This window comes from Amycolatopsis sp. cmx-8-4 (genome assembly GCF_046548675.1).
In the GTDB taxonomy this organism is placed as follows: Bacteria; Actinomycetota; Actinomycetes; order Mycobacteriales; family Pseudonocardiaceae; genus Amycolatopsis.
This window is the reverse complement of record NZ_JAEBDZ010000007.1, coordinates 105,298-117,562: the sequence shown is the minus strand read 5'-3', so window position 1 is coordinate 117,562 and position 12,265 is coordinate 105,298. Positions and strand designations below refer to the sequence as shown.

The 12,265-nt window shown below is 71.5% G+C and carries 15 protein-coding genes; 7 read left to right on the top strand and 8 right to left on the bottom strand.

Annotated elements, in window-relative coordinates; genetic code table 11:
* Positions 1 to 124 precede the first annotated feature (124 nt).
* Complete coding sequence (locus tag ACLJQZ_RS16760; protein WP_410620905.1) at positions 125 to 325, bottom strand: hypothetical protein; 201 nt, start codon at positions 323 to 325, stop codon at positions 125 to 127.
* Positions 326 to 417: 92 nt separating this feature from the next.
* On the bottom strand, positions 418 to 693 hold the full coding sequence (locus ACLJQZ_RS16755) for a hypothetical protein (RefSeq protein WP_410620904.1): 276 nt from the start codon (positions 691 to 693) through the stop codon (positions 418 to 420).
* A gap of 268 nt (positions 694 to 961) precedes the next feature.
* Between ACLJQZ_RS16755 and ACLJQZ_RS16750 the strand changes: the two genes are divergently transcribed.
* Genes ACLJQZ_RS16750 through ACLJQZ_RS16740 form a run of 3 tightly spaced genes read left to right on the top strand, consistent with a single transcriptional unit; the run spans position 962 to position 2,559 of the window.
* On the top strand, positions 962 to 1,192 hold the full coding sequence (locus tag ACLJQZ_RS16750) for a hypothetical protein (RefSeq protein WP_410620903.1): 231 nt from the start codon (positions 962 to 964) through the stop codon (positions 1,190 to 1,192).
* Positions 1,192 to 1,716: a DUF6879 family protein gene (locus tag ACLJQZ_RS16745; protein WP_410620902.1), complete on the top strand. Its 525-nt coding sequence runs from the start codon at positions 1,192 to 1,194 to the stop codon at positions 1,714 to 1,716. Before ACLJQZ_RS16750 ends, ACLJQZ_RS16745 begins: the two co-directional genes overlap by 1 nt.
* 9 nt (positions 1,717 to 1,725) lie before the next feature.
* Positions 1,726 to 2,559, top strand: coding sequence for a helix-turn-helix domain-containing protein (locus ACLJQZ_RS16740; protein ID WP_410620901.1), 834 nt, complete (start codon positions 1,726 to 1,728; stop codon positions 2,557 to 2,559).
* Between the two features lie 15 nt (positions 2,560 to 2,574).
* On the opposite strand, the gene ACLJQZ_RS16735 is transcribed toward ACLJQZ_RS16740, so the two are convergent.
* The 4 genes from ACLJQZ_RS16735 to ACLJQZ_RS16720 all read right to left on the bottom strand — a co-directional run bounded on the left by ACLJQZ_RS16735 (position 2,575) and on the right by ACLJQZ_RS16720 (position 4,549).
* Positions 2,575 to 2,988, bottom strand: coding sequence for a hypothetical protein (locus ACLJQZ_RS16735; RefSeq protein ID WP_410620900.1), 414 nt, complete (start codon positions 2,986 to 2,988; stop codon positions 2,575 to 2,577).
* 72 nt (positions 2,989 to 3,060) lie between these two features.
* Positions 3,061 to 3,249, bottom strand: coding sequence for a hypothetical protein (locus ACLJQZ_RS16730; RefSeq protein ID WP_410620899.1), 189 nt, complete (start codon positions 3,247 to 3,249; stop codon positions 3,061 to 3,063).
* Positions 3,250 to 3,291: 42 nt separating this feature from the next.
* The gene (locus ACLJQZ_RS16725; protein ID WP_410620898.1) at positions 3,292 to 3,915 is read right to left on the bottom strand and encodes an AMP-binding protein; all 624 of its coding nucleotides are present in this window, start codon (positions 3,913 to 3,915) and stop codon (positions 3,292 to 3,294) included.
* 43 nt (positions 3,916 to 3,958) lie between these two features.
* Positions 3,959 to 4,549 carry a hypothetical protein gene (locus ACLJQZ_RS16720; protein WP_410620897.1) on the bottom strand — a complete coding sequence of 197 codons (591 nt, stop codon included), beginning with the start codon at positions 4,547 to 4,549 and terminating at the stop codon, positions 3,959 to 3,961.
* A gap of 71 nt (positions 4,550 to 4,620) precedes the next feature.
* Between ACLJQZ_RS16720 and ACLJQZ_RS16715 the strand changes: the two genes are divergently transcribed.
* Positions 4,621 to 4,983, top strand: coding sequence for a DUF488 domain-containing protein (locus tag ACLJQZ_RS16715; RefSeq protein WP_410620896.1), 363 nt, complete (start codon positions 4,621 to 4,623; stop codon positions 4,981 to 4,983).
* Between the two features lie 11 nt (positions 4,984 to 4,994).
* Here ACLJQZ_RS16715 and ACLJQZ_RS16710 read toward each other — a convergent pair whose 3' ends face one another.
* A complete protein-coding gene (locus ACLJQZ_RS16710; protein ID WP_410620895.1) occupies positions 4,995 to 7,385 on the bottom strand; it encodes a glycoside hydrolase family 2 TIM barrel-domain containing protein in 2,391 nt (796 codons plus the stop codon).
* Positions 7,386 to 7,492: 107 nt separating this feature from the next.
* Entirely contained in the window at positions 7,493 to 8,530 is a 1,038-nt protein-coding gene (locus tag ACLJQZ_RS16705) for a LacI family DNA-binding transcriptional regulator (RefSeq protein ID WP_410620894.1), read from the bottom strand.
* Between the two features lie 174 nt (positions 8,531 to 8,704).
* Between ACLJQZ_RS16705 and ACLJQZ_RS16700 the strand changes: the two genes are divergently transcribed.
* The 3 genes from ACLJQZ_RS16700 to ACLJQZ_RS16690 are packed head-to-tail and all read left to right on the top strand — an operon-like array spanning position 8,705 to position 12,265.
* Complete coding sequence (locus ACLJQZ_RS16700; protein ID WP_410620893.1) at positions 8,705 to 10,222, top strand: sugar ABC transporter ATP-binding protein; 1,518 nt, start codon at positions 8,705 to 8,707, stop codon at positions 10,220 to 10,222.
* The gene (locus ACLJQZ_RS16695; protein ID WP_410620892.1) at positions 10,219 to 11,259 is read left to right on the top strand and encodes an ABC transporter permease; all 1,041 of its coding nucleotides are present in this window, start codon (positions 10,219 to 10,221) and stop codon (positions 11,257 to 11,259) included. Before ACLJQZ_RS16700 ends, ACLJQZ_RS16695 begins: the two co-directional genes overlap by 4 nt.
* A complete protein-coding gene (locus tag ACLJQZ_RS16690; protein WP_410620891.1) occupies positions 11,252 to 12,265 on the top strand; it encodes an ABC transporter permease in 1,014 nt (337 codons plus the stop codon). Before ACLJQZ_RS16695 ends, ACLJQZ_RS16690 begins: the two co-directional genes overlap by 8 nt.

Sequence of the window (12,265 nt, the reverse complement as noted above, 5' to 3'; positions counted from 1 at the left end):
GAAGTGCGGCTGTTCTCGTCGGACCGAGTTCCGGGCCGGAGCACACGGCCTGACGCGGCGGCGTTGGAACCCAGTCGGCGCGCCGCCCTGAGGGGGAGGGCGGGCAGACGCGCCGACCGGGGCCTTACTCGCCCCGAGCTACCCGCACCGGCAGCTCGGGACGCAGCTCCCGCTCGATCCACCGATCAAGCTCGATTCGGCTCACCGACGCCTGGATCTCCTCGGCGTTCGGCACCTGCTCGGCGTTGAACACGATCGTCAGGTCCTTGCGGGGGATCGTGATGACCTGCTCGACCACGTCGAGCTGTTCGCAGGCATCGCGCACGGCGGCCTTCCAGGTGGTCAGGTCGCATTTGTCGCCGAGGCGCTCGTGCGGGCTTCTGCGCCAGCTCAGCCACGTCGCGGACGTAGTACGGCTCAGCGGGCACGGGGCACCTCCGTGGGGCTGGTCGTGTTGAGGCAGGCGGGGCACGGCGGGTGCGTGCGAGGCCCGACCGGGCGCCGGGTGATGCTCGGCCGGTCGTGGCCCAGCGGTCCCGGGCGGCGTTGCTCGCACGCCGGGTACACCAGCGGCGGCCAGTCCAGGGAGAGCTGCGCGTGCGGGTACAGGTGGGCGAGGCCGTCGACGAACCCGTGCCACTCCCACCAGTCGCCCGGCGCCATCGCGCGAGGCCGGTCGTCGAGCGCGGTCACCGGTGCACCAACGAGCGTTGTGGACCGCGTGCACGCCGGTCCCCAGGAGGGCGAAGTACAAGGCTTGCGTCTTCGGTCATCGCCCCTCCATCCGGTGCTGCCCGGCATCGCGGGCTGGTGAGTCACGCTTGAGCAGGGTGCCACGATTTCGCGACATTATGAGAGCGATTTCGCGAAATCACGCGGAGATGCACGCGATTGGACCAATTAGGCATGTCGCCTTGCCTGGCATGATCGTTCTTCGCGAAACCACCTGCTAGGAGGCGTTATGTCCGACCACGAAGAGCCCCTGAACCTGACCTTCCTGGGCACCACCAGCACCGGCGGCCAGTGCCCGAACGCGTACGCCACCGATCGCGGCACGTACGTGATCCAGGGCTACAAGATCACCGACCCGACCGCGCTGGCGCAGCTGCACGAGCGTGGTCTGCCCGAGGGGGAGACCGCCGTCGAGATCCCCGCCGGCCTGCTCAAGTTTCTGCCGGTCCAGGGCTCGTGATGACTGTTCGCCTCTCCGGCGACCAGTGGGCGCGTGCTCTGCACGACTTCGAGCGCACCGCGTTCCGGTTCGAGTGCCAGGGCACGTACCACGAGCCGTACGAGCAGCAGGCGCTTCGTCAGCATCTCGCTGGCGACGAGCCGGACCTGACCTACTTGCGCACATGGCTCGATGACGTGCGCAGGGGCACTGATGCCGGGAGGCGCTACAGCCGGGTCCGGGTGGTGACCGACCCGATCACGGACTACCTGCGGTTCGAGCTGGCCGTCACTCCGCACAACGAGGCCGCCGGGGAGGACGTTCGCGTCCTCTCGGCCGCTCGCGCCGCCGAGCTGGGTCCGCTGCCGGGAACTGACTTCTGGCTCTTCGACGATCGGCTGGTCACCGTCATGCACTTCGACGAGCGCGAGGGCTTCCAGTACGCCGACGCGGTGACGACACCTGATCAGGTGACGCAGTTTCTCGAAATTCGCGAACGCGTGTGGGATGCTGCGGTCCCGTTCCGGGAGTTCGTGATGACGTAGCGAGGGTGAGTGCCTAACAGCTTCGAGAGGCGGCGCGAGGCGCTCGGCGAGCGCCTGCGTGAGTTACGCGTGGCCGCCGGGTACGAGCAGGGCAAAGACTTCGCTCGCTTGCTCGGCTGGAACGCGCCGAAGGTGTCGAAGATCGAGAACGGTCGCCAGACCGCGAGCGTCGAGGACATCGAGACCTGGCTTGCCGCAGTCGGTGCGACGGCCGATGTCGCGGACGAAGTGCGAGCCATGCTCGCCGCCGTCCTCGACGCCTACGTCACGTGGAAGGACAAGGTCCGGACCGGTCATCGTGCGCGGCAAGAGGAATCGGTGACGCGCGAGGGCAATGCCCGCCTGATCCGCGCGTTCGAGATCGGTGCCGTTCCCGGTCTGGTCCAGACAGCCGAGTACGCGATGTGCGCGCTGACCGCGCACGCCAACCTGCACGGCGGCGGTCACGACCTCACCGATGCCGTGCGTGCCCGGATGAAGCGGCAACAGATCCTGTTCGAGCCCGGCCGCGAGATCGAGCTGCTGTTCTCCGAAGCCGCGTTGCTCAACCCGATCGCGCCGCCGGAGGTGATGCGCGGCCAGAAGCACCGCCTGATCGCGACGATCGGCACGCCGGGCGTTCGCGTCGGCATCATCCCGAGCGGCATCAAGCTGCCGTACCCGTTGCTGCACAACTGGTGGGTGATCGACGACATCGTGTTGATGGAGTCGGCCACGGCCGAGATTGTGGTGGACGATCCCGACGAGGTCGAGGTGTTCAACAAGCTCACGGACATGTTCTGGGAGGTCGCGGTGGAGGGCGACGCTGCTCGCGACCTTCTCGCCGGGGCAGCGCCGTCCTGATGGCGAGGACCCGGGTCAGCGGGCGCACCTGGCCAGCCGCGCGCTGACCGTCAGGTCGTACTGCGTCGGCTGCTGCCACTCCTCCAAGTCCATGAACGTCTGGAGGTAGACGACACCAGACGAGTCGACGCCGTACACGCCGACGGTTTCGCCGGGCGTGCATCCCTTGTCGCTGGGCACTCGGGACGAGTCGGTGGCGTACAGCACGTCCGTGTAGCCGCGCGCCAGCATGGTCGCGGCGGCGTCGGACGCGAGGTATCCGGCGAGGTCCTGCCGGTTGTAGACGTGCTCGGTGGGGAAGACCGGATGCGGGGACGCGATGGCGAAGCCGGCCACCTCCGGCTTCCCGGGGAGCAAGACGGCCACCGCCGCGCAGGCGGCGATCGCGATCACGCCGACGATCATCGAGAGACGGGTGGGTCTGGCCATGGCGGACTCCTCGGGGTGTCGTGCTGGTGGCTTGACTCGTACGGAGCGGCGTAGCTGTTACAGGTCCCGGCGTCACCTGGCGTCCCAACCAGCCGCGATGTCCTGGGGCGTGATGCCCGCGTGCAGGGCCTTGTTCACGCGGGCGGCCAGCCGCTCGACGGCCTCTCGCACTTCGGTGTCAGGGCCGGGCTCGGCGCCCTTCCGCAGGTCGAGGAGGGACCGCAGGGCGCGGTTGGTGTCGTTCGCTTCACTGATGAGCATGGCTACGCTCCTGTGACTCAGGAGGGCAGCGCTAGATTGTTACTAGTGGTGCTTCACGCACGAGACGTACTGCGCGATCAGGGACCGGCTCGACAGCAGCACGCCCTTCGGCCGTGACTCGGTGCCGGAGGTGTACATCAGCCGCAGCGGGTCATCGTCGGCGACGACGACGTCCGGGGCCCGATCGTCTCCTTCGGACAGCCACGTGCCGACGTCTTCCCAGCCGCCGCCGGGGCCGATGCGGCCGCGGACGACGTCTTTCAACCCCGACAGTTCGAGGGCCTCGGCGGCGGTCGCTTCGAGGGCGTCCTCGGTGACGAAAGCGGCGGCTTCGGCGTGGCGGAGGATGTAGGCGACCTCGTCGGCGCCGAGCATGAAGTTGACCGGGACCAGGAGCACGCCGAGTTTCGCGGTGGCGAAGGCCAGCACGCCGTACTGCCAGCAGTTGTGGCTCAGCAGCGCGAGCCGGTCGCCCTTGCGGAGGCCGCGCGCGGCGAGGGCGTGGGCGCAGCGGTTGGCGGCGGCTTCGAACTCGGCGAAGGTGAGCCGCGTGTCCCCGGAGACGACGGCGAGCTTGTCCGGCAGCCGCAGCGCGGTGCGGCGGAGGAGATCGCCCAGCGCGTGCTGCCGGGCGCGGTCGACGAGGGCGGCGGTGACCTGGTCCATCCCGGCAGTCTCGGTCGGGACGGACCGGCCCGCAAGCCTCGGTTCAGCGCGCGGTGTCGTCGATCTGCACGGGGTAGCCGGCGCGCAGCACGGCGATCGTCGCCGGGGGAGTGAGGACTTGGGCCGTGCCGGTGGTGGGACGCGGCCGCCGGGTGCCGTACCCCGTGGTCGTCCACTCCGTGAGGTGGTCGCCGAGGACGAGTTCCGGGTGGTCGCCGCCGAGGACGAACACGCCGTCCGGCAGGCCGGCCCAGCTCAGCTCGTGCAGCCGGCGGCGGTGGGTGCCGCGGTGGAGGCGTTCGCGGTGCAGCTGCCGGTTCATCGCCGTCGCGGACGGCTCGCCGCCCCAGGCGTCGCGGTAGGCGGTGTAGTCGCTGCGGCGGCACTCGCCGCACGGCCGGTGCCCGGCGGCGAACGAGACGGCCTCGTCGTGGAAGTACAGGTGCGTGTAGCGGCCCGGCAGCCACTGCTCGCGCCACCGGCCGCGGAACTCGAGCACGCAGGTGATCCACAGGTCACCGGCGTGGAAGCGGACGATGTCGTGGCCCTCGTGCAGCACCCCGCGGTTGCCGGTCCACGCGCCGCGCAGGGGGACGTCGACGATCCCGCCGGTCGGCGTCACGCGGTTGCGCACGGCGTTCTCCCAGGTCTCGGGCGGTGGCGTCCGGAGTGGCGGAGCGGGCGGGCGAGACGCAGAATGCGCGCATGCACCCCACGCCGGTCCGCGTGGCGCGCCTGACCGACCCGGCCGGGCCCGCCGACGGTACCCGTGTGCTCGTGGAACGGCTCTGGCCCCGGGGCGCGTCCCAGGCGGTCGAGCTGGACGGCTGGTACCGCCAGCTGGCGCCCTCGGACGAGCTGCGCACCTGGTACGGCCACGACCCGGACCGCTTCCCCGAGTTCGCGCGGCGCTACCGCGCGGAACTGCGCGAGCCGGACCGGCTGGCGGCCCTGGCGAGGCTGGTGGACCTCGCGGCGGGCGGCCCCCTGACGCTGCTGACGGCGAGCCCGACGTTGCCGCTGAGCCAGGTGGCCGTCCTCGCCACCGTGCTCACCGGCGAGGCCTGACCCGCGGGCCGTCACGGTCGGGTCGCGGCGGTGGGGGCCGGGCCCGGGGCGCGGGTCGTCACCGTGGCCGTCGTGGTGCCCAGCGTGTCGTGGCGGGCCGTCAGCGTGAGCGTTCCCGCCGGTCCCGCGAACGGGCGCAGCCACACCGCCGCCGCGCCGCCGGTCGCGGCGAGGTCGAGCGTGGTGTCGCCGACCAGCTCGGCCGGGCCCGTCAGCGCCAGCGTCACCTTGCCGCCCGCCGACGCGCGCAGGGTGCCGTAGCGGTCCGTCACCGCGACGACGACGCGGGTCGCGTCGGCGCCGTCGGACCGCAGGTCCGTGTCGTCCGGGACGCAGCTCAGCACGTCCCGGCTCCGGTCGCCGCTGTAGCGCCGGGTCACGACCAGGCGGTCACCCAGGTAGCCGTCGATCCGCAGCTCGGCCCGGGTCAGCGGGAAGTCCACCGCGAACGGCGGGTGCGCCAGGTGCGGGAAGTCCGCGCGGCGGCTGCGGGCCGTGCCCGCGTGCCGGCCGCCGAGGAACAGCTCCAGGCGGTCGCAGTTCGACCAGATCGTCGCGCCCGGCCCCGGCAGCGGCGTCCCGTTGTCCCACGCGAACCCGGCCTCGACGACCGCGCGCACCCGCGGGTCGCCCTGCGCGGCGTAGAACGCCGCGGCCGGCTTCGGGATCCGGAAGATGTCGGACACCCCGGCGAACTTCGAGCCGCCCATCGAGCGCTGCCAGCCCGACGGGTAGTCGAACGCGCACCAGGCCAGCAGCCCGCTGTAGTGGTCGTCGGCCGCGGCCAGGTCGTGAGCCTTCGCGTGCAGCTCGGCCTGCAGCTGCTGGGTCGCGTTCGGGTCGGTCCGGCGGTAAGCGCGGACGCCGGCGAGCGTGCCGATCGACTCCGTCACCAGGTACGGCACACCGGGGCGCGGCGCCTTGAGCTGGAACGGCGCGCCGCGGTGCGCGGTGTAGTCGTTGTAGGCCAAGACCTGCTCGTCGGTGCCCGGCGGCAGCGCCAGCCGCGCACCGGTGGTGCTGGCCAGCGCCCCGCTGGTCGGGCGCGACGGGTCCAGCTGCTTCGCGAGCTTGCCGGTCTTCAGGTACATCTCGGTCGTCCCGGCGGCCTCGTTGACGCGGGTGCCCCAGACGACGACGCTCGGGTGGTTGCGGTCCCGGACGACCATCGCCGAGACGTCACGCAGGTTCTGCTGCTGCCAGGCGGCGTCGCCGACGCGGCCCCAGCCCGGGATCTCCTCCCACACCAGCAGGCCCAGCTCGTCGCAGGCGTCGAGGAACGCGCTCGACTGCGGGTAGTGCGAGCAGCGGACCATCGTGCAGTTCAGCTCGCGGCGCAGGATCTCGGCGTCGCGCCGCTGGACGCGGTCGGGCATCGCGCCGCCGGCGAACGGGTACCACTGGTGGCGGTTGAGGCCGAAGAGCTTGAGCCGGCTGCCGTTGAGGAAGAAGCCGTCCGGGGTGAACTTGGCTTCGCGGAACCCGACGCGCACCACGCGCTGGTCGAGCCGCCGCGGTCCGGAGCGCACGCTCACCGTGACGTCGCACAGCGCGGGGTCCGCGACGTCCCACAGCCGGACCGCGCCGAGCCCGCCCACCTCGAACGTGACGGTCTTCGTGCCGACCGGCAGCGGCCCGACGGTCGTCGCGGCCTGGGCCAGCTCGCGCCCGGCCTGGCTCACCGACGCCGTGAGCTGCAGCGGTTCGGTGATCGCGGCCGTCGTGTCCAGTTCGCAGGTCAGGCGCAGCGATCGGGCCGGCGTGAGGACGTCGGCCGGGCAGGCGAAGACGTCGGTCAGCCGGGTGCGCGGCACCGTGCCGATCGTGGCCGGGCGGTAGATCCCGGCCGGCTGGTAGAAGTCGATCACCGACGGACCGGCCATCCGCGGCAGGTTGGGCGGGACGTCGAGCTGCCACCGTCCGTCGACCACCACGGCGAGGATGTTGTCGCCCGCCGTGACCTGCGGCAGTTCCACTTCGAAGGGCAGGTAGCCGCCGTTGTGGGAGGTGACGAGCGTGCCATTGAGGTAGACGGCCGCGTTGGTCATGACGCCGTCGAACCGGGCCCGGACGCGTTCCGACGCCATCGCCGGGGACACCGTGAAGTGCTTGCGGTAGATCCACCGGTCCTGCCACGACGCCGGGTCCCAGCCGGTCCACGACAACGGCGTCACGCAGTGGGGGAGCTGCACGGGCGAAAGGTCTTCTTCGTCGAAGTCGGCGTCGGCACAGCCGTCCTCGTACCGCCCGAACAGCCAGAAATCGCCCAGCCGCACGGCATCCGGGTCCGGTTCCCCCATCCCGGCGGACCCGGCGACGGTGGCCCCCACGACGGCGGCGCCGAGCGCGGCCCCGCTCGCGGCGAGGAATCCGCGCCGCGAGAGCCGCCGTTCGTCCGCCATGCCGACCTCCGTGCCCGGGCGAGCACCGCGGCTCGTCGGCTCCAGTGTGTCCCCACCGGACCCACTGTGGCATCGCACCTGATCAACACGCCATTACGGGGGCCAGGTCAGCGCAGGGTCGAGGTGCGCACCACCAGTTCCGGGGTGAAGACGACCTGCCGGTGCTCGTGGGCGGTTTCGGTGGTTTCGGCCAGCAGCAGCTCCGCGGCGGTGCGGCCGAGGCGGTGGCGGGGCTGGCGGACCGAGGTGAGCGGGACCGCGGCCGCCGCGGCGAACTCGATGTCGTCGTAGCCGACTATCGCCAGGTCCTCCGGGACGCGCATGCGCAGGGTGGCGCACGTCTGCAGCAGGCCGAGGGCGACCAGGTCGTTGGCGCAGAACGCGGCGGTCGGACGGATCGCCGCCGGCAGGCCCGCCAGGCGCTCGCCGGCGCCGCGGCCGTCGGCGACCGTCAGCGCCGTTGTCGTGAGGTCGACCAGGCGGTCCGGGGCCAGACCGGCGGCGGCCAGCGCGCGCAACGCGCCCTGACGCCGGTCGCGCACCTGGCCGACCGTCGTGTGGTTGCCGATGAACGCGATCCGCTCGTGGCCCTGCTCGATCAGGTGCCGGACGGCGATCTCGCCGCCGTAGACGTCGTCCACCGCGACGGAACAGTGCTCGGTGCCGTCCGGCGTGCGGTCCACGACGACCACCGGCGTCCCGCGCCGGGCGATCTCCCGCAGCAGCGGCGCGTCCGGGTCGACCGGCGTGATGAGGATGCCCTGCACGCGCTGCTGTTCGAGGCGGCCGAGGTAGGCCTCTTCCCGGGACGGCTGGTGCGCGCTGTTGCAGAGGAACAGGGAAAGGTCGCTCTCGTCGGCGGCGTCTTCCATGCCGGCCGCGACGTCGGTGAAGAACGGGTTGCTGCCGTCGAGCATCACGTAGGCCAGCACGCGGCTGCGGCCCGCCCGGAGCTGCCGCGCGGATTCGTTGCGCACGAAGCGGAGTTCGGCCATCGCGGCCTCGACCTTCGCGCGCGTGGCGGGGCTGACGCGGTCGGGCCGGTTCAGCACGTTGGACACCGTGCCGAGGGAGACGCCCGCGGCCGCGGCGACGTCCTTCATGCCCGCCGCCCTCGGCTCGGCGCCGGACTCCTGGACCGTCATCTGACCCCCTCCTGAGCACGCACCGTTGAAACGTAACATCGCCACCAACTACGTGGTCCCGAAGACGTTTGGCCACGGTTCGGTGGATGCATTGACTTGTTCTTCGGCTGCATAGTAGCGTCACCGCGCCAGGTTTGTGAAACCTTTCAATAGCCCTTCGAACCGGAGGTCGCGATGACGCGGCAGGACCCGGGCCGAGCCCCTCTGCTGGAGGTGCGCGGCGTGAGCAAGTCGTTCGGCGCCGTCGCGGCGGTCGCCGGAGTGTCGTTCCCCCTGCACGCCGGAGAGGCCCACGCGCTGGTCGGGGAGAACGGCGCCGGCAAGTCGACGATCGTCAAGATGCTGGCCGGCGTGCACAAGCCCGATGACGGCACGCTGCTGCTCGACGGCGAACCGGTCACGTTCGGCTCCCCGGCCGACGCCAAGGCCGCCGGCATCGCGGTGATCTACCAGGAACCCACGCTGTTCCCCGACCTTTCGGTCGCGGAGAACATCGTCATGGGCCGCCACCCGCGCAAGAGCCTCGGCCGCATCGACCGGGCCGCGATCCGCGCCGAAGCCGACCGGCTGTTCACGCGGCTCGGCGTCCGGATCGACCCGGCCCGCCCGGCCCGCGGGCTGTCGATCGCCGACCAGCAGATCGTCGAGATCGCCAAGGCGCTCAGCGCGGACGCCCGCGTGCTGATCATGGACGAGCCGACCGCCGCGCTCAGCCGCGTCGAGGTCGAGCGGCTGTTCACGGTCGCGCGCACACTGCGCGAGGAAGGTGCGGCGATCATGTTCATCTCGCACCGCTTCGAGGAGATCACCGAGCTCTGCCAGCGCGTCACGATCATGCGCGACGGCAAGCACGTCTCCACCGACCTCGTCGCCGACCTCACCGTCGACGAGATGGTCCACCGCATGGTCGGGCGTGACCTCGACGCGCTGTTCCCCAAGCAGGACGTCGAACCCGGCGCCGTGGTCCTCGAAGTCGAAGGCCTGGCCCGGGAAGGCGTCTTCCGCGACATCTCCTTCTCCGTGCGCGCCGGCGAGATCGTCGCGTTCGCCGGGCTCGTCGGGTCCGGCCGCTCCGAGGTCGTGCAGGCCGTGTTCGGGGTGGACGAACGCGACGCCGGAGTCGTGCGGGTGAACGGGAAGAAGCTCAAGGCGCACTCGTCGCGCGCGGCGATGAACGCCGGGATGGCGCTGGTCCCCGAGGACCGGCGCCAGCAGGGCCTGATCATGGACCTCTCGATCGAGCGCAACGTGACGCTGCCGCGCTCCGGCGCGCTCGCGAACTTCGGGTTCCTCGGCGGCGGGAGCGAACGGCAGGAGGCGCGGCACTGGACCGAGCGGCTGCGCACCAAGTACCGCCGCCTCGGCGACCCCGTCGGCACGCTGTCCGGCGGCAACCAGCAGAAGGTCGTGCTGGCCAAGTGGCTCGCGATGGCGCCGAAGGTGCTGATCGTGGACGAACCGACCCGCGGCATCGACGTCGGCACGAAGGCCGAGGTGCACCGGCTGATGTCGTCGCTCGCGGCCGAAGGCGTCGCCGTCGTCATGGTGTCGTCCGAACTGCCGGAGGTGCTGGGCATGGCCGACCGCGTGCTGGTGATGCGGGAGGGGCGGATCGTCGCCGAGCTCCCGCGCGCCGAAGCCACCGAAGACTCGGTCATGTTCGCCGCGATGGGACAGGGGGCCGCCGCGTGAACGCGACCAAGGTGGCCGCACCGCCTCGCGGACCGGTGACCGGGGACCGCCAGTCGTGGACCGCGAACGTCTTCAAGGCCCGCGAGTCCGGGATCGTGCTGGCCCTGATCGTGCTGGTCGTGTTCACCGCGACGCAGAACTCCCGGTTCCTGTCCGGGCAGAGCATCCGCGACATCCTGCTCGGCACGGCGATCCTCGCGGTGCTGGCCGTCGGGCAGGCGGTGGTGATCATCACCCGCAACATCGACCTGTCGGTCGGGTCCGTGCTCGGGCTCTCGGCGTTCGCCGTCGGCTCGCTGATGCGCGACAACCCCGGCCTGCCGGTGATCGTCGCGGTGCTCGCCGGGATCGTCGTCGGCGCGGTCTGCGGCCTGCTCAACGGCGTGCTCGTCCGGTTCGGCCAGGTGCCGGCGCTGGTCGTCACCCTCGGCACGCTCTACGCCTTCCGCGGGGTCAGCTTCTTCTGGGCCGGCGGCCAGCAGATCAACGCCGACAAGCTGCCGCAGTCCTTCCTGGACTTCGGCACGGCGTCGATCCTCGGGATCCCGTGGCTGGTGCTGATCGCGCTGGTCGTGCTGGTGCTCGCCGGGATCGTGCTGCGCAGCTACCGCGCCGGCCGCGAGCTGTACGCCATGGGCTCCAGCCCGCAGGCGGCCCAGCTCGCGGGCATCAAGGTCGGCCGCAACACCAGCGCCGCGTTCCTGGTCAGCGGCGCGCTCGCCGGCCTGGCCGGGGTTCTGTTCGCCGCGCGCTTCGGCACCGTCGACGCGGCGGCGGGCACCGGCTACGAGCTGAACGTCGTCGCCGCGGCCGTCGTCGGCGGGGTCGCGGTGTTCGGCGGCAGCGGCTCGGTCTGGGGTGCCGGTCTCGGCGCGCTCCTGCTCACGGTCATCGGCAGCGCCCTGGCCGTGCTCGACATCAATCAGTTCTGGCAGCAGGCGATCGTCGGCGCGCTGATCCTGCTCGCGATCGGCGCCGACCGGCTGGTCGCCGTCCGGGTCGCCAAAGCACTGAAGAAGAGGGATTCCCATGTCTGACACCGGGAACCGGTTCGGCAGGCTGCTCAGCTGGGACGCCGCGGTCGTGCTCGTGACGGTCGTCGTGGTGCTGGTGGCCTCCGGCGCCGTCGAGAACTTCGGCACCAGCCGCAACTTCACCTTCCTGCTGCTCGACCTGCTGCCGATCGCGCTGATCGCGCTGCCGATGACGTTCATCATCGTCACCGGCGAGATCGACCTCTCGGTGGCGAGCACGCTCGGGCTGACGTCCGCGGTGATGGGCTCGCTGTGGGACGCGGGCCTCTCGATCGAGATGATCATCCCGCTGTGCATCGTGCTCGGCGCGGTCCTCGGCGCGGTGAACGGCTTCTTCGTCACCGTCCTGAAACTGCCCGCCCTCGCCGTCACGATCGGCACGCTCGCGCTGTACCGCGGCCTGGCGTTCGTCGTCCTCGGTGACGGCGCCGTGGCCGACTTCCCGCGCGACTACACGAGCTGGGTCACCGGGACCATCGGCGACGGCCCGATCCCGAACGTCCTGATCCCGCTGATCGTGGTGGCGGCGCTGTTCGGCCTCGTGCTGCACGCGACGCCGATCGGCCGCAGCGTCTTCGCGGCCGGCGCGGGCGAGCAGGCCGCGCGGTTCGCCGGGATCCGCACCGGACGGCTGAAGTTCTGGCTCTACGTCGTCAGCGGCGCGGTCGCCGGCGTCGCCGGGGTGCTGTGGACGCTGCGCTACTCCAGCGCCCGCGCGGACAACGGCTTCGGCCTCGAACTCGCCGTCGTGGCCGCGGTCCTGCTGGGCGGCGTGTCCATCTTCGGCGGCAAGGGCACCCTGCCCGGCGTCCTCGCCGGCGTGGTGCTGCTGGCCTCCCTGCAGAACGCCCTGCGCCTGCAGGACGTCTCGAACGAAGCGCTCAACATCGTGACCGGCGTCCTCCTGATCGTGTCGGTCCTGCTCCCCAACATCGTGTCCTCGGCCCGAACGGCGCTCCGGCGGCGGAACCGGGCCACAGCTTCCGGCGCGGTATCCCCAGAAAGGTGA

What these genes read in the sequence shown, in the direction of transcription:
- ACLJQZ_RS16700 (WP_410620893.1), top strand. Translation starts at nt 8,705, where the DNA reads ATGACGCGGCAGGACCCGGGCCGAGCCCCTCTGCTGGAGGTGCGCGGC.
- ACLJQZ_RS16735 (WP_410620900.1), bottom strand. Translation starts at nt 2,988, where the DNA reads ATGGCCAGACCCACCCGTCTCTCGATGATCGTCGGCGTGATCGCGATC.
- ACLJQZ_RS16745 (WP_410620902.1), top strand. Translation starts at nt 1,192, where the DNA reads ATGACTGTTCGCCTCTCCGGCGACCAGTGGGCGCGTGCTCTGCACGAC.
- ACLJQZ_RS16750 (WP_410620903.1), top strand. Translation starts at nt 962, where the DNA reads ATGTCCGACCACGAAGAGCCCCTGAACCTGACCTTCCTGGGCACCACC.
- ACLJQZ_RS16725 (WP_410620898.1), bottom strand. Translation starts at nt 3,915, where the DNA reads ATGGACCAGGTCACCGCCGCCCTCGTCGACCGCGCCCGGCAGCACGCG.
- ACLJQZ_RS16715 (WP_410620896.1), top strand. Translation starts at nt 4,621, where the DNA reads ATGCACCCCACGCCGGTCCGCGTGGCGCGCCTGACCGACCCGGCCGGG.
- ACLJQZ_RS16710 (WP_410620895.1), bottom strand. Translation starts at nt 7,385, where the DNA reads ATGGCGGACGAACGGCGGCTCTCGCGGCGCGGATTCCTCGCCGCGAGC.
- ACLJQZ_RS16705 (WP_410620894.1), bottom strand. Translation starts at nt 8,530, where the DNA reads ATGACGGTCCAGGAGTCCGGCGCCGAGCCGAGGGCGGCGGGCATGAAG.
- ACLJQZ_RS16690 (WP_410620891.1), top strand. Translation starts at nt 11,252, where the DNA reads ATGTCTGACACCGGGAACCGGTTCGGCAGGCTGCTCAGCTGGGACGCC.
- ACLJQZ_RS16730 (WP_410620899.1), bottom strand. Translation starts at nt 3,249, where the DNA reads ATGCTCATCAGTGAAGCGAACGACACCAACCGCGCCCTGCGGTCCCTC.